This is a genomic window from Bacillus sp. DTU_2020_1000418_1_SI_GHA_SEK_038 (assembly GCF_032341175.1).
In the GTDB taxonomy this organism is placed as follows: Bacteria; Bacillota; Bacilli; order Bacillales; family Cytobacillaceae; genus Cytobacillus.
Genome location: NZ_CP135435.1, coordinates 365065 through 387362, shown reverse-complemented (window position 1 = coordinate 387362; position 22298 = coordinate 365065). Strand labels below are relative to the sequence as shown.

Below are 22298 nucleotides of genomic sequence, written 5' to 3'. Positions count from 1 at the left end.
TTTATGAAAGTGCCTTCAATCCCACTACCCCAATAACAATCAAGACCACGCTGAGCAAACGCCCTATGCTTTTTGATTCCCCAAAAAGGAGCATGTTCAGCATTACTGCTCCCGCTGTTCCTATTCCAATCCAAACTGCATAGGCAATACTTACCTGTAAATATGTGAATGATGAATATAAAAAAGCGAATGATGCACCGAAACCGCCAATATATAAAAGGCCATTTCGAAAAGATTTTTGCTGGCTATATAATTTCAAACCGATGACACCAGCAATTTCACTAGAGGCAGCAAATAATACAAATACCCATCCCATTTACATAGCCTCCTTTTTCGCCTTGTTATCAGCCATATTTAAACCAATAACTCCTGCTGCCAATAAAGCAATAAAAAAGATCTTGCCTAAACTAAAGCTACCTCCAAAAAGAAAAACGTCCATTAGGACCGTCCCCACTGTTCCTGCCCCAGCAAAAACAGCATACACGGTGCCGGTAGGCAGTGTTTCGCACGCTTTCGGAAGGAAATGAAAATCGATAAAAATAATACCAATCACAATAACCCAATGCCACCAAGTACTCGCTTCATTAAATCCATATATCCAAATTAATTCAAAAAGACATGTTAACATGACGTAAATCCAACCTTGATTTTTCACAGTCCCTTCACCTCGATGACTGACTTTCATTCATTTTTTATAAGAAGTGTTTCAAACTAATAGAAACACTCACAGAATTTATTCTCGAATACCTAATGCATGTCTCAAAAACTCCAATACTTCCGCTTTTTGTATATCCGCTTGATTGTCCTGACGATGGTCATACAAATAAATTTGCTCCGCCGCAATTTCGATAAGGCCTATTAACAGCTTGGATGTCCGCTCTACCTGAATCGAATCTCGAATAACGCCTGAAGCCTTCGCCTCATTTAAAAATTCACTAATCCAGTAATAGAACGGCTGATAAACCGTTTCCCATTCCTTAATATGTTCGGTAGCTCCTAAACCAGCGTACATAAGAGCTAGAATTTCCCGATAATCTCTCGTCACCTTAAAGATTGCCTCTACTATTTGTGCAAGCTGATCTTGAAATGGTGCATCTGCCTGCACCTCATTTTTCACGGCTGCGATTGATTTCTCCACCATAACCTCGGCTATCGCTGGCATTACAGACAGCTTAGAAGGAAAATACAAATAATATGTACCTTGGGCAATCCCTGCCAACTTCACAATGTCAGATATCTTTGTTTTCTCAATCCCTTTTTCCTTGAAAACTTCCATCGCTGCATGAACAATTTTTTCTCTTTTATTCATTAAATTTACCCCTCTTGTAAAATGACTGACTTTCATTCATTTTATTGGATTCATCTTCCGCTGTCAAACACTCCTTTTGTTTCCGGCTTTTAATGTAGCCAAGAAATCGAACACACTGCTGCCCCTCAAATGAAATCTCCCATTCATTCCCCGTTCATATTCGCTTATTAAAATATGGGCATAGAAAGACGAAAAGGAGTTGTAAATAAATGCTAAAGCCCTTTCGAAGAGTAGTTAAATTTGCGAGCAGTTCAAGGGGAGCAAAATTTGTCATTATGGCCTGGATTTTGGCAGTTGTTTTTTTAAGTATTCTTGCACCATCTGCAAATGATTACAAAGTTAATAGTAAAGAAGGTAGTGTCAAAGGGAACACTCCCTCTGAAATGGCTAATCAAATATTAAAGGAGCAGTTTCCCTCCAATGAAGGATTAGCAGCTCTTCTTGTTTTCCATCGTGATGGTCATTTAACAGAGCAAGACAAAAAAAAATTGACCGAATTTAGTAAATGGCTCTCTTCTAATGAGAAGCCTGAACATATCTTAAGTGCTCTGCCTTTTCATGAGCTGCCCCCATCTGTTCAAAAACAAATGTATTCTGAGGATGAATCGACTCTACTAATCAGCTTTTTATTAGAGCATGATTTGGAATCAGTAGAAGCACTTGCCACAATGGATAAAATCAGAGAAAAAGTAAAAGCCATCGGCATGGATGGAATGAAGTTCGAAATCACAGGTCCAGCTGGAATTGCAGCTGACACAGTCTCTCTTTTCAAAAGTGCTGACATCGTTTTAATGCTGGCGACAATTGGTCTAATTTTTATCCTTTTAATCGCCATTTACCGCTCTCCGGTACTTGCGATTACACCTTTGGTCATCGCTGGTTTGGTCTATGGGGTGGTCAATCGAATATTAGGCTTGGCAGGAAAAAATGATTGGTTTACGATTGATAGCTCTGCCGTTTCCATTATGCTTATTCTGCTATTTGCCGTTCTAACTGATTACAGCCTCTTTGTCTTTTCACGTTACCGGGAGGAATTAAATAAGCAAGAATCAAAGTATGCATCCATGCAAGAAGCGATGCATCACGTGGCTGAGCCGATCGTATTCAGCGGCGGAACCATCCTATTGGCGATGCTTACATTATTTGTCACTTTATTCGAACCATACAATCACTTTGCTCCAGTCTTTTCAGTGGCAGTTGTCGTTATTTTAATGGCAGGCTTAACACTCATCCCAAGCATTTTTGCTTTAATGGGACGAAAAGCGTTTTGGCCGTTTGTACCCAAGATTGAGAATGAAAGCAAAATGAAAAATGGAATTTGGTTAAAGATCAGTAAACAGGTCATGAAAAAGCCTGCATTATTAGGGGGCATTCTACTTATTGTTTTACTGATTGGTGTATTTAATTTTCCATCGATCCAATATTCATTTAATCTATTGAAGTCCTTTCCAGAGGACATGCCCTCCCGCCAAGGCTTTGAGCTTCTAGAGAACAACTATCCTGCAGGGCAATTAGCACCTGTAACGGTTTTATTAACATCGGATAAAGAATTTGAGATAAATGAAAGGTTTTTTCATAAAGTAAATTCACTAACACAGAAATTGGCTGACAGCAATGGCGTTGTTTCCGTAACTCCACTCATTTCTGAGCAAGCGATGAAGGATACCCGGTTGCTGCCGCGAAACTTTTTATCCGAATCCGAAAAAGCCGTTAGACTTCAGCTAATTTTGAACAGCAACCCTTATGAAAAAGAAGCCCTCGATACTATTCAGAAGCTTCGTGATTCGGAAAATAGCTTAATTCAGGGAAGTGGTTTTTCAACGGAAATCATAAAGCTTCACTTCGCGGGGCAAACTGCTCAGCAACTTGACGTTAACCATCTGAATCAGCGGGATATGGTCGTTTTATTTTCCTTAGTGACGGTATTGCTGACTGTAACGCTAGGTTTCCAAACAAAATCAATACTGATGCCCATTCTGATGATGTCAACGATTCTCCTATCCTATTTTTCAACACTGGGCTTCGGCTGGTGGATTTTCAAACACTTGATGGGCTATGACGCGATTAGCTATCGCCTGCCTGTCTACACCTTTGTCTTTATGGTCGCCCTCGGCATTGACTATAACATCATGCTAGTTTCAAGGATTAAAGAGGAAGCCACTAAGCTGTCTTGGAAAGAGGCTGTCGGAAAAGGAGTTGCTGTAACGGGTGGCGTCATTTCATCAGCTGGCTTAATCCTTGCTGCTACATTCGCGGTCTTAATGACACAGCCTTTACAAGAACTTTTTCTATTCGGCTTTACCATGGCGATGGGAATCTTACTAGATACCTTTTTAATAAGAGGAATTTTCCTGCCATCCATTTTGATACTGACAAATGGGAAAGAGAAAGAAAACACGAGATTAAATATTCAACAGGAATTAAAAGTTTAAAACTGCCTGACCCTTTTTTAACAGGGTCGGGAAGCTTCATTTTTCAACTATTATATTTAGACATTAACAAAGATACATTTCACGTGAAATGTACCAGGAACATCTAGTATGTTCGTAACAAACTTATCATATAATATATTAAATAATAGAACCGTAGAATTAACTCTGGAGGGAGTGATGTGTGTGGTCTTTAACACGGGGGAAAGAAAATGTTCGTATGCTGATTATCTTTCATGGGGTGAAGGCGAGAAAATTGAAATTATTGATGGTGAAGTCTATAGAATACCCCCTGCTCATTCCCGCCAGCACCAACAAGTCCTTCGACAACTTTCAATCGAGTTTTCACTTTTCCTCCGTGAAAGGGAAGGGGAAGCTTATTTCGCTCCATTTGACGTTCGCTTGCAATCAGAGAAAAAAGAGGACGATGAAGTATATAACTTCGTGCAGCCAGATTTAACAGTCATTCTTGATCAGAAGAAATTGGATAATAAAGGGTGCAAAGGAACACCTGATTTAACCATCGAAATTCTATCTCCTTCATCTGTTAAATTGGATCGCCTGAAGAAGTATCAGCTATATGAAAAAGCTGGAGTAAAGGAATACTGGATTGTTGATACAATGAATGAATCCATAGAAGTGTACGTACTAGATGATCAGCAATATGTGGTTTTTGGGGTGTTTACGAAAGAAGATACTATTCAAGTTCCGACCTTAAGAGGGCTAGAAATAGATCTAAATCAAATTTTTAGAAGTTAAATGGAACAAGTCTCTGTCCCTCGTTCGCCATTTCCTCCGCATATTTTCAAATATAATTCTAGGCACCTATATCAATTTCCCGCATACAATAAGAAATCTATTATTGGGCAGGATGGTTGAGTCATGAAAACAATTGTCTTTATTGGATGTCAGCAATTTGGAACCAGTAAAGAAGCGCTGGCAGTAGCAAGAGATATGGGATACTGTGTGATTTTATTTACAGAGAAAAAAAAACAAATCAATCCAACTGCATTTCCTGAAGTGAATCATTTTGTTTACTTAAGAGATTTATTTAATTTTAAAAAGGTTCAAGAAGAAATCGAAGCCTTCCAACAGATTGGAAAAGAGATCTGTGCATGTGTTAGCTTTATTGACCCCTACATTTCTTACACAGCTGAACTTGCCAAAAACCTTGGCCTTATTGAACTTTCTATTGATGCTTTATCGATAATGGAAAATAAAATTAACGTAAAGGATACATTAAAAGAACATCCTTCCTCCTCATTTTATGCCGTCTTTCATCCTGATTCCTCCATTCATACTTTCATCGAGGAGCATCAAGCCTTTTTACCATTAATATTAAAATCCCCTACTTCAAATGGTTCGAAAGACGTTTATCTAGCTGAAACTTTGGAAGAACTAGAAAGCGGGTTAAAATGGCTGCAAAAAAAGGAGCTTCCTATACTTGTAGAAGAATATTTACTTGGACCCCAATACCTAATTGAAGTTCTCGTGCACAAAGGAAAAGCAGAAATTGCTGGAATTATTGAACAGGAATTCTCCGAAGAAAATCCCTTTATTATCATTGGTTATAAATTTCCAGCTTTAATAGAGGATGAAATGCATTCAAAATTAATAAATTCTGTAGTGGAAATAATTGACCAGATTGGCCTTAAAGACGGGGCTTGCCATCTGGAAATGAGATATGTACAAGGGCTTTGGAAGCTGGTTGAGATTAATCCAAGAATGTCTGGCGGGACAATGAATCGGATTTTTGAGGAAGGAACAGGAATTAACCTTGTAAAGGAAATATTAAAAATGAATCTAGGAAAGCAGTTCTCCTTAATACCAACTCGACATCAACACGTCTACGCTAAATATTTGACGATCGGTACGAGCGGCAGATTGCTGGAGGTGACTGGTGAAGAACTTGCTTGGCAGTACGAAGGAGTCAAATACGTCTATGTGAAACCCATGATGGGGAAAATAGTAACGGTCCCTTACTCCATGGGTAATCGCTATGCCTGTGTTATCGCCGCCTCGGAGTCCCCTGAATCTGCAAAAGAAACTGCCATAGCTGCTGCACAGGAATTAAAATTTTACCTCGAACCCTTTTAATAAATTAAAAAATAATTGGGTCCATTGGCCAAGTCTATATTTCCCCAAAAGTCCTCACAATCCCTAACTGCTCGCAATAAAATAATATCAAAGGACAGACGGGGGGAGGAAAACTAATTGGGCAACCATGATTTGGAGCACAAACACTGTTTATGTGAAGCACTCATTGAATTAAAAAACTTACAAGATATCTTAACCAATTCCTCGACCAAACACTTCGGGGCACTACTCTCCAAAATTGCTGGCACCGATACAATACCCTTCTTATTAATAAAAAAAGATGGACCACTTTCTCATAGAATTATGGATACCAATGAAATAACCGGAAAACATGAGTGCTTTGAATCTACTTTTTTTAGGCTTGAGTCTATTGATAAAGATACTTGCTGTGCAAGAATTTCAATTCTTCGTCCCATGAATATTAAAGGGGAACTCACAAACTCATTTTGCGATGTAATGAAATTAGCAAAGACATCGAAATGCATCGAGATTGATATTTCCTGTATTTGTGCCATTCAGGTTTTAGATACTGAACTGTTAAAACGGAAAATTGTTGTTGAACCTAAATGGTAAATATTTTTCTTTTATGCCCTCTAATTTACTGAGGGCTTTTTTCAGTAAAAAGCATTAATTCAAAAATGCCTCACACTTCATTGGGTGGAGGCTGAAATAATTTAAGAATCTTGGCGGGGTCTTCTCATTCTTTTGTTATAAGCAATATACCATTGTACCGTGTTGTGCATATCAAGGAAATCCTTATGCTCAAATGCGTCTACCATCGGGGCTGCATTAGCCTCAATCAACCAAACCTGACCCATTTCATCAACGGCCGGATCATATCCCCAAATATGTTGATTTTTAAATTTCCTGGAATAACATTTTGAAGCCGCCAATGATAGGATTTCTAAATCGGCTAATATCTTTTCTAAGTCCAATTTGTTGATATTTGAATGTCGAAGAGCCTCTTCTACCGATACCATCGTTCCCCCATTCAATATATTAGTAGTAAAGTAACCACTTTCAGCAATCTTCCCGTACTTCCCGGTAATAACCCACTCTTGTTCCCCCTTTTTTCTTTGGGCTACATAACGGAAGTCAATAATGTTTCCGTTTACTTTTGCCAAGGGGATATAAGTCTGGACAAGAAACTGTTTTCCTTTCATTCTTTCCTGAAATAGACTTTCAAGCTCGTTTCTACGTACAATGACGTTTTTTGATTTCTGAAGGTAAACCTTGTATAACTGATGATCAATCTTTGAAACCTTTATTATTCCTTTGCCCCCATTACCAAAAACCGGCTTTAAAATTATATCTTCATTCCGATTCATCATGTTCCAAAACGTATCTATTGTATATAAGTGAGTTTCGGGTAAAAACCTTTTTACCTCATTGCATTCCATTAATAATTGATGCTTATACCACTTATTCATTTTTGAGGTTTCTTTCATATCATTCACTCCATTGATGTGTCTTCACGTCTTTTCAATATATGAATTCATCACATATTTGTTTGTTGTAATGCCTAACATTTCCCCTTTCAAAACCTATAACAGCCGTGTTCAACTTTTTTAATTCTAAAAATTCAACGTATGTCCGTTTCAAAAGCTTGACTAAGTGAATGTAATATAAATAGGTTGATAGTAAGAAAAGCGGAAGCGCCTTGCCCAGGGGCGACAAGCATAAGACTAGCCAGTGAGAAGGTTGTACTTTGACCTTCTTGCTGGATTGGCTTATGACCTCCGACGTACAGGACGTACTAGTGCCGATGTTGCCACAGGACGTGGCGTATTTAGTCGGCGAGCCCCTAGGCACTGAAGCTAGACAGTTTGTAAAAGGAGTATATGCTATGACACTTATAGGAATGTTGCACCATCGGAAGGATCCGACAAAGGTTAATAAGACCTATGCATTCGCAGCGGTCGCTAAAGCTGAAGGGGCTGATTTTTTCTACTTCACGCCGAAAGCTGTTGATTTTTCCAATCAGTCAATTAGAGGAAAGGTTTATGAAAATGGCTCATGGGTGGAACGAAGCATGCCCTTCCCAGATGTCATTTACAATGCTGGTGATCCGAATAAATTAGCGAAATCGGAAGACGTTATTCAAAAGTTAAGAAATGAGATTCCCTTTACAACAAACTCAATAGGAAACAAATGGAGTGTATACGAAAGGTTAAAAAAAGGGAAGGAGTTTTCTCACTATTTAATCCCTTCCGAAAGGATTACAGGAGATACTGATAAGTTTTTTCAATTCTTATCTGCCTTTAAAAATATTGTTTTTAAACCATTTGACGGACGGAAAGGAAAAGGCATCTACTTTATTTCTTCAGAAAAGGATAAATATCTAGTGACCCATAATTCATCGACAAAGACGTATTCAAAGAATCAATTAAAGGTATTAATTGAAGAAAGGCTTTCTTCGGGAACTTTTATTATGCAGCCTTATATTAAATCTATTACAAAATCTGGCCAGGTTTATGACTTCAGACTCCACGTTCAGAAAAATGGCGAAGGAGAATGGGTTATTACGGCCATTTACCCACGGATAGCCCCTAGCGGATCCATTATTCCAAATATTAATAATGGAGGGTACACCAATTATCTAGATCCATTCTTAACGCAAGAGTTTAAAGATGAAGCGATGAATGTAAAAAAGACCCTTGAATATTTTACATTATCATTGGCTCAGCATCTTGATGAGCTGCAAATGCAGCTATATGAAGAGGTAATTGATGAAATGGGGATAGATATCGGATTAGATGAAAATCAAAAAATTTGGGTTTATGAAGTAAACTGGCTTCCAGGATGCCCTCCTACATTTTATTTAGAGATGGATGTCGTTATAAATTCTATAAGATATGCTATGTATTTAGCAAAAAATCAACAAGCCGTAAAAGATAAAATCGATCAAGCAAAAAGTAAAATGAAAACAAAGGGCACCATCCCCATTATTGCCATAACAGGAAGTGCCGGGAAAACTACTACAAAATCATTTATTGCTTCCATCCTATCTAAAAAGTGGAATACCTTTGAATCTAAAGACTATTGGAACACCGCAGAACATACAGAAATCCATGCCTCTGAAATCACTCCTTCCCATGAGGCTGTTGTTCTAGAGTACGGGATGGCCTCTCCAGGAACGATTACTAAACACTGCAGCATCATTAAACCAAATATTAGTGTTGTAACGAATGTAGGGCTTGCTCATGTCGGCTATTTCAATGGCGACATCAAGGGAATTGCTAAGGCTAAATCAGAATTAATTCATGGCATGGAACAGAATGGTCTGCTTATCATTAATAAGGATGACCGCAACTCCGAGTTATTGGAAATTGAACAGTTCAAAGGGAAAATTATGACGGTTGGTTTAATTTCAAATGCGGATTATAAAGCGTTCGATGTCAAATACTCCAATAACGGCATGTCCTTCAAAGTAGTTCTCCATGGAAATGAAGAGAAATTTTTCATTCCAATTTACGGTGAACATCATGTATACAATGCTTTAAATGCGATTGCCGTAACAGATCAGTTAGGACTTACCCCAATTGAAATTCGGGCTGGCTTAATATTTAAGAAGCCCCCAAGAAGATTAACCGTTTTTAACAGGAAAAATAATATTACCATCATTGATGATACGGTTCATTCCCATCCTGAAGGGGTAAAAGCTGCTGTAAATGTACTTTCGAATATCGGAAAGCAAAGAAGAATTGCCGTCATAGGAGAAATTAGAGCACTTGGAGAATTAAGAGAAGCAGAATATCGAAAAATTGGAGAATATATTCACGAAAAGAATATTGATCTTTTCATCACTTACGGCAATCAAACAGATGTAATGGGCGACCAAGCAATTAAAAAGGGCTTTTCCTCCACAAATGTATTCCACTTTGAGGATAGAGACAAACTGCATGAATTTTTAAAGGGAGTGATTGTGAATAACGATACAGTATTGGTGAAAGGCGCTAGTCGGGCCAATATGTATGAAACCATTAAATTTCTAAAACAAACATTTAAATAGTGATATATAGAAAATGACTCTGGGTAAGTGATACCAGAGTCATTTTTCTGAAGGTGTGCCTACTTTTCTTTATTGAGGTGAAACTGTATTTCTTTTAGTGCATTTTTGGCATAATTCTTTGCTTCTTCCATACTACTACCCGTTGCAATTACATATGCATACCGATGGCCCATTGATAGAGGCGGAAATAACACAGTTCCTTTTTTAGGCTTTACATAAATCTCAACTACTCCTGGGGATTTTCTTGCCCTCCCCTTCCCTGTCACTCTTTCTAATACACCCTTTTCATAAATGATTTTAAATTGGGTGAACACAAATTTTTTGTACATCGGAATAATGGAGGGTTTTCCACCTAGGTGCAATTTAAGTGTTTCTTCCACTAAACTGTATCCATAGGCAGCTTTAATCATTCGATTCATAGCACCACCAGAGATTCGCGGATTGATTTCGATAAGTTTCCAGCCTGTCTTTGCGTGTCTAAGTTCTAAATGCAGAGCTCCGTTTACAATTCCAAATTGCTCAACAATAGAATAAAGCACCTCTTTAATTCCAGCCATAATATCCTCAGGGACATTTACCATGACACCATAGCCGGTAATAATAAATCTCTTTCCACTCGTAATTTCCTGTTCAATAACGCCGGCAATCATTACCTTTTTGTTGTAAACTACTGCCTCAACCAAGTATTGATCCCCTACAATATATTCTTCTATAATAATTGACTCTTTCGGATCTTTTTCCCGAAGCATTAAAGTATGTGCTAATAATTGATCTTTATTTTCAGCTAATAATACGTCTTTTGAACCTGTCGAGCTGGGTGACTTTACCATTAGAGGGAAGGTAAACATCGGTAGAATTGATTCGAATGAAATCTCTTTGCCTGGTTTAATAACAGTAAATTTAGGTGTATAAGGCTGGTTTTTCAAAAATAATCTAGTTTGCTCCTTATTATTCATTAGCTTTATCGCTTCAGATGAAAATTTATTCTCACAAAATTCATCACAAAGAAGTGAAGCACTACAAACATAGGTATCAATGAAACTAACGATCACCTTAATATCCAACCCATTAGAGCGCAGCAGCTTTATTTCCTCCTTCATGACCTTAAGATTATCCGTATCAATATAAATCATTTTATGGACATCGGGATATTGATCTCTTTGCTGCATTTGCTTAGCGTTTTTAGTAAATAAAACCGTATGGTAACCTAGGTTATTCGCAGCCATGATTGCATCTCTGCTCGAACCCGATTTATTTGTTCCAATAAATAATATCGTTTTCAAAAAGCCCACTCCCTATATATATATCCATTAACTCGTCTCGTTTATATGTTTATGTATCCAACTCATATTTGTATAGTTATCTAAACTATACAAGCAGCCAAATTATTAAAAATAGCTAAATTTTACCTAGTTATCTATACAAGCAGAAAGCCGTACTGATGCATAAAATACGATGAGAAAGGAGTGTAATATCCGAATGAACCCCATATCAGTTAGCGAAATTAGATCCATTATAGGCGGAGAATTAATACATGGGGCTGATGATACAATAGTCCGCTATGGTGCATATCGGCTTAAGCAATTAAAGAAAAAAAACACAATTTTATTTGCAAAATATAAAATTAGGGATTGGGACAATTTACAGGGGTATTTTCCCTTAATTCTTGTAACACACAAGGACTATAGTGGCAGCAGGCTCCCTAACAACTTAACTATCGTAATGGTAGACTCAGTGGATGAGGCATACTGGACGTTTATAAATTATTACCGAAGTCAATTTGATATTCCTATTGTTGCAGTAACAGGAACATGTGGAAAAACAACTACAAAGGAAATGATACGGCATATTCTCTCAAAAAATAAGAACGTTACGGCTACAAAAAAGACAGCTAATTCGCGTACCGCTCATCTCCAATACCTCCTAAGCATTGATAATGATACCGATGCAGCCGTAATCGAAACAGCAGTTGGTTCACCCGGGGATGTATTAAATGCAGGTAATTACTTCAAGCCTACAATTGGAATTATTACGAATATCGGTGCACATCATTTAAGCCAATGCAAAACAGTTGATGCTTACATTCAGGCTAAAGGTGAAATGATAAAAATACTTGATCATAATGGGATTTTGATTATTAATTCAGAAGACAAAAACACTAGTAAAATTGATTTTGCGAATTTTCCTGGAAAGATTATTAAAGTTGGCAAGAGTCCCTCCAGCCAATTTAGAGCAATAGATATTCAATTCCATGAAGAAGGAATGCAGTTTGACCTTATTCATAATAATCTAATCTATCCTGTATTCGTACCAGGATATGGAGAGCACCAAGTATATAATGCTTTAGCAGCGATTGCTGCGGTCTATGAAATGGGGATAGATCTTCAGGAAGCTATTGAACGGTTGAAATCATTCCAAAAATTCGACAGGCAGCTCCAAGTGATTGAAGGAATAAATGGCTCGACTCTTCTGGACGATACATGGAGCATAACTTCCACCTCATTAGAGGCTGCTATAAAAGTATTAACACAGCTTGGAAAAGGCAAGAAAAAAGTCGCAGTAATTGGAAGCATTCTTGGTTTAGGGACTTGGGGTAAATCCATTAATAGGCAGGCAGGAGAAATGATTGCTCAACATGATGTAGATATTCTCATTGTAAAAGGCAATAGCTTAGCACGTATAATGGCAGATCAAGCAGAGAAAAGCAGCACAAATCTGCAGACCTACTCTTATAGCAAAAGCAGTGATGTTTATCGTTTGTTAAAAAAGATTATAGATGAAAACACAATTGTCTTATTGAAAGGAAATATGTATTCTAAGGAAATGATTGAATTGGCGTCAAAGTTACGGATGAAGCAATAGCTCCTTAAACTATCATACTTTTTACCTTTAATGACTTTATTTAGGACAAACACTGTGCCACATTTCTAAGGTCATCAATATATTGAATTATCCTAAACAGAAAGGAGGAAAAAGCAATGGGTGTTATTTGTCCGTGTGGAGTCATCGTTCAAAACCCTCAAGATCCTAATGATGAAGCTGTTTCTACAAGTAATAATGTACAATTTGAAGGCCAAGGAGGCACAATAACAGGAGATTTGTTTTATAGGGCTAATATTTGTGTAACTAGACTTGAAACTTCTACTCTTACTTTGAGGTTTGAAGACACGGAAACTCCAGATGAAAACAACTTTACTTTTACAGCAAATGCATTTACTTCTGTTGTATGTACGCAGCAGGGTCAAAACTGCAGTATTGAAGTAACAGGAACTGGGACGATTAACGGCGGAATGGAGAACTTCTCTTTTGAAGCAGTGTTCAGAGACATGGTTGGGCAAGCACAGGTAGATGATGTTCAAAGTTTTGAAATAACAGGTTTCTTTAATCAAACTGGAGCTGCTCCTATTGATCAAGGATCCATTATCGCACAAGGCTGTCAGGAAGTATAAAAGCCTTGGAACTCTCGGCATTTATGCCGAGAGTTTTTTCTAGCTGTAAATTACCTAAACATCCAAGAAAAAACTCTTTGACTGAATATAATAATGCATGAACATTTTAGGGAGATGGGAACATTGAGGCCCAGCAAAGGTCGAATGAGTCAATTTAAAATATTACATTCAGATGAAAGCTTCTCTAAGCATCTTTTAGAAACTGAATTATTTTCTGAAGCAACATTATTTTCATTTTTAGAGAAGTATAAGTCGGTTGTCATTAAACCTGCTTTTGGCTGGGGCGAAGTCTTTGTTACCTTTAAAAATAATAAGTTTAAGATCTTCTCAGAAGTGAACGAGGATGCATTTATAGATAGAGAAGATCTTTATCAGTATTTAAGAAAAAATAAATTAAAACATAAGAATAATATTATTCAGCCAGCAAGGCCACACTCAGGTTTATTTCAAGGTCCATTCTACTTCTATTTGGTCACCCTTCACCGAAATTCGCCTGCAACAGAGTGGCACTATATGTCTAGTACAGACAAATATGGCTCCCCCATAGGTAAGTATTTCAATTTTGATGATAAAATGGAGAATTTATCTATATTGGCTGCCAAAAAGCTAGGAGACTTTTATCCCGATTGTCATACTGTTGTATTAGAGATTGGATACGAGTTAATGAGAGGTCTCTGGATTCAAGATTCAATTCTGCATTTTCCGAAAAGTAAATGGAACCAGTTCCAGACACTCTCTACAAATCATTCAATCTCTCCATTCGTGCCGAAAACGGACTTACTTACAAAAGTTTCCTTTAACGAATACCTTAATAAATATAATGAAATTATCATTAAGCCTTGTGTTGGCCAACATGGATTAGGAATTGTAAAGATTACTATGACAGATTCTTCTACCTTTGAAATCCATACAGGAAGAATAAAGCAAATTAAATCCAATATGGAAGAAACCTATGATTTTATTCACACTAAATATCTTTCAAAGAATCAATATCTTGTTCAGGAAAGATTGTCATTAGCAGAGATAGATGGCTGTCCGCTAGATGTTAGAGTCATTGTCCAGAAGGTGGAATCATCCTGGATAGTAACCGGAAAAATTGTAAAAGTGGCTGGTAAAGGTTTCTTTGTAACGAATGCCGCTCAGAAGCTATTAAGTCTTGGTGAAAGTCTTCATAACTCAAACTTTTCAGTGACAAATTTGAACCAATTGGAATATGAAGTAGACAGCATCTGTATTTTTGCAAGCGAACAGCTTGAAGTAAACCATCCTGATATTAAGATGATTGGCTTTGACATCGGAATTAGCGAGAAAGGGGACATTTGGATCATTGAAGGAAACTATAAACCTGACCTTTCGATGTTTTCAGGACTAAAGGATAAAGACATCTACACGAATATTAGGAAGGTTATGAAGAGCCAAAGAAAGAATAAAAATGACTCAAATTAATTGTTAAGTTTTTCTAATACACTTACCCAAACGGAATTGCCGCTAAATCCATACAATAAAAGTAAGACCAAATTACCATAAATGAGGTGTATGTATTGAAGGAACGACTTGGTAAATGGAGGCAATATACACTGTTAAGTGAACATCCCTTACTCACTAAATACATTCCTGAAACAAAGCTATATACCACTAAAAACCTAACTGATTTACTAGATCGGTATGAATATGTCTATTTAAAAAATGATAGAGGCGGGCAAGGAAAAGGCATTTTTAAAGTTTATAGAAATAAAAATGGACTTTACTGTTTTAATGGCTATAGTCTTGATGGAAAAAAAATACAAATGGACGTCGTCAACATTAAAGATTTCGAACCCCATCTGCATCCAATTAATAGATTTGGGGGATATATTGTTCAAGAGGGTATCCAAAGCATAACTCCCGATGGGTTTCCTCTATCCATTCGAGTACATGCTCAGATTCTTAGGGGGGAATGGCTGATTGGAGGGATATATGGAAAGATTGCAACGGAAGAAACAACGGAAAATGGAGTGATCAATGCAAACCGGGGAGCTCAAGTTATGACGATTGATACATTGTTATCTGAACATTTAAAGATGAGAAATAAAGAGAAGAATAATATGATTAAGCTCATAATGGAAGCATCTGCAATATCAGCAAAAGTGGCTGCATCAGCAGTACCACAAATAGAGTATGGGATAGACTTTGGCATTAATCAGTTTAGGAAACCAGTAATATTTGAAATAAATACAAGCCCAGGAGTCGGCAATTTTTCTAAGATTGGCAATGGGGAAATGCGAAAACGAATCAAAGCGATCCGGAAAATGCATCTCGAAGATCAAATCGGCAATTAGGCAGATTTTTTTAGGATATAAAAAGAAGCATTCGCAGCTCTTTCGCATACGAATGCCTCTTTTGAATTTTTTCTAAATGGACATGACTTGTCCTAACACAGTTATTCTATTAATATACGCGCTTTGCATACATATAGTGCTTGCTATAATAATCGGACAATAGAACTCTTGAACTAATGCCTTGTGAACTTGGCACTATAATACGGTGTTCACCAGCATAAATAGCAACCCTAGTTGGTGTTGTTGAACCTACTGTACTATTAATAAAAATTAAATCGCCTTTTTTCAAGTTAGAGCGTGATACTGTTTTACCTAATTTTGAAAGCTGAGTTACAGAAGTTTTTCCTAAGTTAACGCCATTTAATTTGTAAATATAGTTTACGTAGCCAGCGCCAGTAAATTTCATAGATTTTTCATCGTTAACTCGGCCCATTGTTACATTATCCATAAGATCATAAGCATCTTCAACAATGTTATCTGCTTTAGTTGGCGGGTTTGATGGCAGTAAAGATGGCAGTACTCTACGTGCAGTCATATAATTATTTCTATAGTAGGAAGTGCTATCTAAATCGGAAATAGTAATGTTTAATTTTGTGTTTGCCATATGAATAATTTTATTATCTCCAATATAGATCCCAGCATGGTTTGGAACGGTTGCTGTAGCTGAACTTCTAAAGAAAACTAAATCGCCTTTTTGAAGTTGACTTCTAGGAACATACGTCCCTTGCTTAATCATATAATCTTCATCACGGCTGCCTAAATGAACACCTTTAGATTGAAATACAAAGTCTATAAACGATGCACATTTAAATTGGTATGGATAAGTATAGCTGTAATTTCCTCCATATGTCGCTTTCCCAATTAAACTCTTAGCAAATTTAATGATTTCATCAGCCTTTGCTTCAACAGCTTTCTGATTACTCGTAGAACTAACTGTTGCTGCAGAAGCTTCTATCGGCTGGAAAGGTGCCGGAGCCTTCATTGCATCTACTGTTCCTGCAGAAGCTTTCAGCGGCTGCATAACGGATGGAAATGCACCTAAAGAACTAACTCCTAGCGCTACTGCAAGTGTTGTTGTAACTATTCGCTTATTCATGTGTTACCTCCTGATGTGTTTTTTTGACTTGTCCTAATTTTAACATGGAACTAAAAGGGGCTTTTGCTCCAAATCCTTCCATTAAGAAATATTACAGACTACAAACCTTGTCCCAATAGGGTTTACCCGAGTTATTTACAGTTTGGTTACAACCATGACAGAAGGGAAAATCTCAGTAAGGATTTCGTCAATTTTTCAAAAAAAGCACCCTATTTCATTCTTGTCTTTATCGACGTGAATGGAATAGGGTGTTTCTATACCCGAACTTATCTAGTTAAATTTAATTTCCAGTCTGATTGGTAAGTGCTGTAACAGCTTCTCTCTCTTGTTCCTCTTCCCATCCCTTGCAGACATCAACCCATTCTTTAGCCGCTGCATATTCAAAAATTTCATCACAGGTCAACTCGATTGCAGAGTTTGTACTGCCGCATGCAGGAAAAAGTGTTTCAAAGCGTTTCATTGAAACATCTAAATAGACGTCTAAATCATTGGCCAAACCAAAAGGGCATACTCCCCCAATGACATGGCCAGTTTGCTCCACCACCTCTTCAGCCGAAAGCATCCGCGCTTTAAAACCAAAGGATTGGCGAAATTTCTTATTATCAATTTTCGCATCGCCTGCTGCAACAATTAGAATAGCATGGTCCCCTTCTCCTCTAAAGGATAAGGTTTTAGCAATTCGTGCAGGAATAACGCCAATAGCTTCAGCTGCTAGGTCGACAGTCGCGCTTGATACGTCAAACTCCATTATATCCTCATCGCGATTCCACTTTTTAAAATGAGCCTTAACACTCTCAAACGACATAGACTTCTTCCTTTCTTTACATTAATTAGGTTGATGATAACACCCTTTATCACTGTAAAGCAAAAGGAATGATTTAATTTTTAGAATTTAAACTCCTTTTTTCTTGTTTAAGGCAGTTAATGCAAGCTTCTGAATGGTCACATCATCCATTGGCGGATTATGCAGACCCGCTCTTACATCCCGGTAATATCTTTGAAGAGGATTTGCGCGCTGTAAGCTTTTCGCCCCTACGATTCTCATGGCCTTGTCGACAATTGAAATCGCAGAATTGGTAATCGTATGTTTCACAGCACCATGTTCATTTGTGATAAATGGCCTTCTAGAATCATCATCATAAGCCTCTGCTACACTGTAGAGAAAATGTCTTGCTTGCATTAGCTCGAGATCGATTTGTCCAATTAAATTCTGAACGTTCGGCAGCTGGCTAATTGGTCCATTTAGACTGTTAGGCGAGTATTCATTAGCAAATTGGATTGCATAATCCCTTGCTGCCTGTGCAATTCCGATGTAGCACGCCGGAATATGAAGGACCCAGCCATTGAGTTGATTTCCTCTTGGCCCATGATTGATCTCAACAAGCTTGGATTCATCTACCGTTACATTTTCAAGGACTAAATCATGGCTCTCTGTTCCTCTCATAGAAATAACATCCCATGTTTCCTCGATGCTTAGCCCTTCTAAATCCCTGTGTAACAAAAAGAACCCGATTGCTTCCTTCTCCTCCATCCAAGCAGAAACAAGAAAATGCGTTAAAACTGGGGACATGGTTGTAAAGTTTTTTCTGCCCGTAATCATCCAATGGCCATCCTTTTTTATCGCATAGGTGCCGGGGCGTCCTCCTCTAGTCGGACTTCCTGTTTGCGCCTCACTCACGGCCCGGTTGACCAATGCTCCTTTCAGCACCTCATCAGCAAAGAAGTCCAATTTTCCGTCATCCCAAAGCTTTTTCTCATAGATTTCACCGACTACTCCCATATGCCAGCCAATGGAGAGGGCTGTTGCCCCATCAAAGCTAGCCAATGTTTCTTGAAGTAAAGTCATATCATAAGTACTTAAGCCACCTCCGCCATAAGCGGCTGGCAATGTGAGTGTTGTATATCCCATTTCTATTAATCTTTGAATGTTATCTTTGGGAAATTTTGATTGTTCATCATATTTAGCAGACTTACTTTTAAATTCAGCTTCTTTTACATGCAGCTTTTGCACCCAGTTTCTTTGAGTATCATTTTTTATAAATAAATCTAACATTTTCTCCACACTTCCTTAACCAGAATGACTTTCGGGCATATATATATTCCTATAATTCCGATTATTCTTATTGGCTTTGATAATAACGAAAATCAATCATAGCGTCAAGAATTTTTATTAAGTTTAATCAACTTATTGTTAATATTTCCTTTGGACCATCTATTAATAAAATTTTTAAAACCCTCTAAATCCTACTTTACAGATATGATTAATGATGTTAATGTATGGTTTATGATATTTGAACATTCTAAATAGTGTTATCTAAGTTATTTTTCCATACAAGGAGGGGGAATATGATTGAACTGAGGAACATCCATAAGCATTTTAAAAAGAATCATGTGTTAAAAGGGATTGACCTTGAAGTGAATAAAGGGGATGTTGTTGCTATTATTGGCCCGAGCGGATCAGGAAAAACCACACTCCTTAGATGTATCAATTACTTGGAGCGGCCAGATGAAGGCCAGATAAACGTTGATGGGTTTACCATTCAAGGCAAGCATCCCTCTAAGCAGGATATTCTCACATTAAGAAGGAAAACCGCCATGGTTTTTCAGCACTATAACTTATTCAAGAATAAAACCGTTCTGGAAAATGTGATGGAAGGGCTCATAGTTGCTAAAAAACTGCCTAAAACAGAAGCAAAGGATATTAGCCTATCTCTCCTTCAGAAGGTAGGGCTGGCTGAAAAAGTAAATGATTATCCTTCACAGCTTTCCGGCGGACAGCAGCAGCGCGTTGGCATCGCACGTGCACTTGCTTTAAACCCATCGGTTATATTATTTGATGAGCCCACTTCCGCTCTCGACCCAGAAATGGTTGGAGAAGTGCTGTCCATTATTAAGCAAATAGCAGGTGAAGGCATTACCATGGTGATCGTGACACATGAAATCGATTTCGCTCGAGAAGTGGCAAATCGAGTTGTCTTTATGGATGAAGGCGTCATTGTGGAGCAAGGACATCCCCAGGATGTTCTCATTCATCCAAAGCACGAGCGGCTGAAGCAGTTTCTTAAACGATTGGTCCGTGAACCAGAATATTTAATTTAAAAATTGGAGGTTCCTATTATGAAAGGTTTATTTAAAATAGCGATTCTGGCATTCGTGCTCATACTTAGCCTCGCAGGCTGCTCGCAAAGTACAGGGTCAGAAAAAGACGATGGAAAAATAGTTGTAAAGGTTGCCTTAAGTGATGAAGTCAATCCTCCATTCTTATACACAGATGAAAACAATGAGCCAATTGGATACGACATGGATTACATGAAGGAAATCGAGAAAAAGCTTCCTGAATATAAATTCGAATATCTTTTTGGAGAGGAAGAAGCCAATCTAGTTGGTGTTGATACAGGCAAATACACATTCGCAATAAATTGGTTCTTTAAAAATCCTGAAAGACAAGAAAAGTTCCTTTTTCCTGAACAAGAATTCGGATATTCACTTACATCACTTGTGACCAAGAAGGATCGCAATGATATTAAAACATTGGATGACATGGTTGGCAAAAAGTTCCCGCCAATGGCCCCAAGCGGCGGATTGCGTACCATTCTTAATTCATACAACGAACAGCACAAAGATAACCCGTTAACACTCGATACCATTGAGCATGCTTCAAATGCTGATAATTTAAAAAGAGTAGCGGAAGGTAAGGCTGATGCTATATTCCTAAATGTAACAACCTTTAATGAAATGCAGAAACAAATGAATCTTGATTTAAAAGTTAGCGGAATCGTTTCGAAAGAACCAATTTGGGTTGTTTTCAATAAAAAGGAAACCGAGCTTGCTCAGAAGATGGATAAAGCGACTGCCGAGCTAATTGAAGATGGCACCCTTTCCAAGCTATCTGAAAAATGGTTCGAGGTCGACTTCTTTAAGGATTTGGATTATATCAATGAAGAAGGCTTTAAATTTGAGTAAATAGTTTCATAGATTGACTCCGATGGCAGTTTCTATAATCATCGGAGTCATTTTTACAGCAGGCGGTGAAATAAAATGATTAGTTCGGGATTCTCTGATTGGCTGGACTTATTAATGAGAGTGTTAAATAAGCTCCCACTTACTTTACTTATGTTGGGTGTTTCTCTTTTCTTTTCTTTAATTATCGGTGTCATTGTCGCCATTATTCGGATTCAAAAAAGACCGATTTCATATGCTATTGCCACGTTCTATTTGTCATTTATGCGCTGTACACCGTTATTAGTACAGCTATTCCTTGTCTATTTTGGACTCCCGCAGCTACTGTTGCTTGTAAATATTGATATTAATGGCTGGGATCGTTTTGTTTTTGTTGTGATTGCCTTTTCATTATATACAGGTGCCTACCTTTCTGAAGTGATTAGATCCGCCTACATGGCAGTCGGAAAGGATCAATTAGAGGCTGCCTACAGTGTTGGAATGAGCTACTCACAGGCGTTGCGGAGAATCATCCTGCCACAAGCATTTTTAGTGGCCTTACCTGATCTAGGAAATAATATAATTGAATTGCTGAAGGATACCTCTCTTGCATTTACGATTGGCATCATTGATATTATGGGGCAGGTTCGGATTATTTTAGGAAATAATTACGGAATTGGCATGTTTGAAGTGTACTTTACCATTTCGTTAGTATATTGGGGCACGTGTATTGTTATTGAAAATTTGATTGCACTTTTAGAAAAGGTATTAAAAAAGGGCCGTGTCAGCATTGCAGATTAATTTTTTAAAGGGTAGTGATCTCTCGTGTCTATTTTCGACTTAGACTTTGCATTAAAGCAATTTCCAGAGGTGTTGAAGGGTGTTCCTTTAACTCTGGTCATCGCGGTTTTTTCAATGATCCTCGGAATCATGTTCGGCCTTTTGATTGCCTTATGCCGAATTTATAAAGTGCCCGTTTTGCATCGGATCGCCATGGTGTACGTCTCCTTTATTAGAGGGGTGCCCATGATTGTGCTTCTATTCGTATTATTCTATGGGATACCCGCTCTGTTTGATCTCCTAAACAAACAGCTAGGCTGGAGTCTAAATGCGGATCAAATATCCCCCATTGTATACGCCTTAATTGCCTATACCTTGAATACAGCTGCTTACCAGTCCGAGATTTTCCGTGCATCCATCAATGCCACCCATGCCGGTCAAATGGAAGCTGCCTATTCAGTAGGTATGACAACAGCTCAAAGCTTGCGAAGAATTATTTTGCCACAAGCATTAGTCCTATCTCTCCCTAATCTAGGCAATACATTTATTGGTCTTATAAAAGCGACATCCCTTGCCTTTGCGGTTAAAGTGATTGAAATCATGGGGATGGCAAAAATTATTGCAAATGATGGCTATAAATATTTGGAAATGTATTTAGTGGCAGCCTTGATATATTGGCTTCTCTGTTTTGTCTTTGAAGTTCTTTTCGCCCTGCTAGAGAAAAAGATGAGGCGGTATGAAGCGAGAATGGATGAGGGGATATCAATTTAAAGAGCGGTGAAGCTGTCGAATAGGTTTGCACTAGTGTCATGTAGCGAAACGGCTGTAAGCCACAAATAAGGATGTTTGAAAAGGAAGCCTAGCCTCCA

Annotated in this window: 21 protein-coding genes; 13 read left to right on the top strand and 8 right to left on the bottom strand. The window is 37.9% G+C overall.

The window, feature by feature from the left end; genetic code table 11:
* Position 1: 1 nt before the first annotated feature.
* The 3 genes from RRV45_RS02100 to RRV45_RS02090 all read right to left on the bottom strand — a co-directional run bounded on the left by RRV45_RS02100 (position 2) and on the right by RRV45_RS02090 (position 1309).
* Complete coding sequence (locus RRV45_RS02100) at positions 2-316, bottom strand: DMT family transporter (RefSeq protein ID WP_315667104.1); 315 nt, start codon at positions 314-316, stop codon at positions 2-4.
* Positions 317-655 (bottom strand): DMT family transporter, encoded by a 339-nt coding sequence (locus tag RRV45_RS02095; protein ID WP_315667103.1) that lies wholly within the window; start codon positions 653-655, stop codon positions 317-319.
* Positions 656-733: 78 nt separating this feature from the next.
* The gene (locus tag RRV45_RS02090) at positions 734-1309 is read right to left on the bottom strand and encodes a TetR family transcriptional regulator (protein WP_315667102.1); all 576 of its coding nucleotides are present in this window, start codon (positions 1307-1309) and stop codon (positions 734-736) included.
* 209 nt (positions 1310-1518) lie between these two features.
* Between RRV45_RS02090 and RRV45_RS02085 the strand changes: the two genes are divergently transcribed.
* The 4 genes from RRV45_RS02085 (at position 1519) to RRV45_RS02070 (ending at position 6408) form a co-directional block, all read left to right on the top strand.
* Positions 1519-3741 (top strand): MMPL family transporter, encoded by a 2223-nt coding sequence (locus RRV45_RS02085; RefSeq protein WP_315667100.1) that lies wholly within the window; start codon positions 1519-1521, stop codon positions 3739-3741.
* Positions 3742-3924: 183 nt separating this feature from the next.
* On the top strand, positions 3925-4497 hold the full coding sequence (locus tag RRV45_RS02080) for a Uma2 family endonuclease (RefSeq protein ID WP_315667099.1): 573 nt from the start codon (positions 3925-3927) through the stop codon (positions 4495-4497).
* 123 nt (positions 4498-4620) lie between these two features.
* Positions 4621-5835 (top strand): ATP-grasp domain-containing protein, encoded by a 1215-nt coding sequence (locus tag RRV45_RS02075; RefSeq protein WP_315667098.1) that lies wholly within the window; start codon positions 4621-4623, stop codon positions 5833-5835.
* A 117-nt stretch (positions 5836-5952) separates the two neighbouring features.
* Positions 5953-6408, top strand: a complete 456-nt coding sequence (locus RRV45_RS02070) for a CotY/CotZ family spore coat protein (RefSeq protein ID WP_315667097.1) — start codon at positions 5953-5955, stop codon at positions 6406-6408.
* A 101-nt stretch (positions 6409-6509) separates the two neighbouring features.
* Here the strand turns inward: RRV45_RS02070 and RRV45_RS02065 are convergent, their stop codons facing one another.
* Complete coding sequence (locus tag RRV45_RS02065) at positions 6510-7283, bottom strand: YheC/YheD family protein (protein WP_315667096.1); 774 nt, start codon at positions 7281-7283, stop codon at positions 6510-6512.
* Between the two features lie 398 nt (positions 7284-7681).
* On the opposite strand from RRV45_RS02065, the gene RRV45_RS02060 reads away from it, so the two are divergent.
* Positions 7682-9847, top strand: a complete 2166-nt coding sequence (locus RRV45_RS02060) for a YheC/YheD family protein (RefSeq protein WP_315667095.1) — start codon at positions 7682-7684, stop codon at positions 9845-9847.
* 59 nt (positions 9848-9906) lie between these two features.
* Here RRV45_RS02060 and RRV45_RS02055 read toward each other — a convergent pair whose 3' ends face one another.
* Positions 9907-11139, bottom strand: a complete 1233-nt coding sequence (locus tag RRV45_RS02055) for an ATP-grasp domain-containing protein (RefSeq protein WP_315667094.1) — start codon at positions 11137-11139, stop codon at positions 9907-9909.
* 187 nt (positions 11140-11326) lie between these two features.
* Here RRV45_RS02055 and RRV45_RS02050 point away from each other — a divergent pair, with 187 nt between their 5' ends.
* The 4 genes from RRV45_RS02050 (at position 11327) to RRV45_RS02035 (ending at position 15614) form a co-directional block, all read left to right on the top strand.
* Positions 11327-12709 (top strand): Mur ligase family protein, encoded by a 1383-nt coding sequence (locus RRV45_RS02050; RefSeq protein WP_315667093.1) that lies wholly within the window; start codon positions 11327-11329, stop codon positions 12707-12709.
* A gap of 116 nt (positions 12710-12825) precedes the next feature.
* A complete protein-coding gene (locus RRV45_RS02045) occupies positions 12826-13296 on the top strand; it encodes a hypothetical protein (RefSeq protein WP_315667092.1) in 471 nt (156 codons plus the stop codon).
* 123 nt (positions 13297-13419) lie between these two features.
* Complete coding sequence (locus RRV45_RS02040; RefSeq protein WP_315667091.1) at positions 13420-14742, top strand: YheC/YheD family protein; 1323 nt, start codon at positions 13420-13422, stop codon at positions 14740-14742.
* Between the two features lie 95 nt (positions 14743-14837).
* Positions 14838-15614, top strand: a complete 777-nt coding sequence (locus RRV45_RS02035; protein ID WP_315667089.1) for a YheC/YheD family protein — start codon at positions 14838-14840, stop codon at positions 15612-15614.
* A 109-nt stretch (positions 15615-15723) separates the two neighbouring features.
* Here the strand turns inward: RRV45_RS02035 and RRV45_RS02030 are convergent, their stop codons facing one another.
* The 3 genes from RRV45_RS02030 to RRV45_RS02020 form a co-directional block, all read right to left on the bottom strand.
* Positions 15724-16710, bottom strand: coding sequence for a C40 family peptidase (locus RRV45_RS02030; protein WP_315667088.1), 987 nt, complete (start codon positions 16708-16710; stop codon positions 15724-15726).
* 280 nt (positions 16711-16990) lie between these two features.
* The gene (locus RRV45_RS02025) at positions 16991-17515 is read right to left on the bottom strand and encodes a YbaK/EbsC family protein (protein ID WP_315667086.1); all 525 of its coding nucleotides are present in this window, start codon (positions 17513-17515) and stop codon (positions 16991-16993) included.
* Between the two features lie 87 nt (positions 17516-17602).
* The gene (locus RRV45_RS02020; protein WP_315667084.1) at positions 17603-18763 is read right to left on the bottom strand and encodes an acyl-CoA dehydrogenase family protein; all 1161 of its coding nucleotides are present in this window, start codon (positions 18761-18763) and stop codon (positions 17603-17605) included.
* A gap of 293 nt (positions 18764-19056) precedes the next feature.
* Here RRV45_RS02020 and RRV45_RS02015 point away from each other — a divergent pair, with 293 nt between their 5' ends.
* From RRV45_RS02015 to RRV45_RS02000, 4 genes are all read left to right on the top strand, one after another.
* Entirely contained in the window at positions 19057-19809 is a 753-nt protein-coding gene (locus tag RRV45_RS02015; protein WP_315667083.1) for an amino acid ABC transporter ATP-binding protein, read from the top strand.
* Positions 19810-19827: 18 nt separating this feature from the next.
* On the top strand, positions 19828-20673 hold the full coding sequence (locus tag RRV45_RS02010) for a transporter substrate-binding domain-containing protein (protein ID WP_315667081.1): 846 nt from the start codon (positions 19828-19830) through the stop codon (positions 20671-20673).
* A gap of 75 nt (positions 20674-20748) precedes the next feature.
* Complete coding sequence (locus RRV45_RS02005; RefSeq protein WP_315667080.1) at positions 20749-21450, top strand: amino acid ABC transporter permease; 702 nt, start codon at positions 20749-20751, stop codon at positions 21448-21450.
* A 24-nt stretch (positions 21451-21474) separates the two neighbouring features.
* Positions 21475-22200 carry an amino acid ABC transporter permease gene (locus RRV45_RS02000; RefSeq protein ID WP_315667079.1) on the top strand — a complete coding sequence of 242 codons (726 nt, stop codon included), beginning with the start codon at positions 21475-21477 and terminating at the stop codon, positions 22198-22200.
* Positions 22201-22298 lie beyond the last annotated feature (98 nt).

Bases quoted from the DNA above. Each gene is read 5' to 3' on its own strand.
- RRV45_RS02100 (WP_315667104.1), bottom strand. From the start codon at position 316: ATGGGATGGGTATTTGTATTATTTGCTGCCTCTAGTGAAATTGCTGGT.
- RRV45_RS02090 (WP_315667102.1), bottom strand. From the start codon at position 1,309: ATGAATAAAAGAGAAAAAATTGTTCATGCAGCGATGGAAGTTTTCAAG.
- RRV45_RS02085 (WP_315667100.1), top strand. From the start codon at position 1,519: ATGCTAAAGCCCTTTCGAAGAGTAGTTAAATTTGCGAGCAGTTCAAGG.
- RRV45_RS02075 (WP_315667098.1), top strand. From the start codon at position 4,621: ATGAAAACAATTGTCTTTATTGGATGTCAGCAATTTGGAACCAGTAAA.
- RRV45_RS02065 (WP_315667096.1), bottom strand. From the start codon at position 7,283: ATGAAAGAAACCTCAAAAATGAATAAGTGGTATAAGCATCAATTATTA.
- RRV45_RS02060 (WP_315667095.1), top strand. From the start codon at position 7,682: ATGACACTTATAGGAATGTTGCACCATCGGAAGGATCCGACAAAGGTT.
- RRV45_RS02050 (WP_315667093.1), top strand. From the start codon at position 11,327: ATGAACCCCATATCAGTTAGCGAAATTAGATCCATTATAGGCGGAGAA.
- RRV45_RS02045 (WP_315667092.1), top strand. From the start codon at position 12,826: ATGGGTGTTATTTGTCCGTGTGGAGTCATCGTTCAAAACCCTCAAGAT.
- RRV45_RS02030 (WP_315667088.1), bottom strand. From the start codon at position 16,710: ATGAATAAGCGAATAGTTACAACAACACTTGCAGTAGCGCTAGGAGTT.
- RRV45_RS02025 (WP_315667086.1), bottom strand. From the start codon at position 17,515: ATGTCGTTTGAGAGTGTTAAGGCTCATTTTAAAAAGTGGAATCGCGAT.
- RRV45_RS02020 (WP_315667084.1), bottom strand. From the start codon at position 18,763: ATGTTAGATTTATTTATAAAAAATGATACTCAAAGAAACTGGGTGCAA.
- RRV45_RS02015 (WP_315667083.1), top strand. From the start codon at position 19,057: ATGATTGAACTGAGGAACATCCATAAGCATTTTAAAAAGAATCATGTG.
- RRV45_RS02010 (WP_315667081.1), top strand. From the start codon at position 19,828: ATGAAAGGTTTATTTAAAATAGCGATTCTGGCATTCGTGCTCATACTT.
- RRV45_RS02005 (WP_315667080.1), top strand. From the start codon at position 20,749: ATGATTAGTTCGGGATTCTCTGATTGGCTGGACTTATTAATGAGAGTG.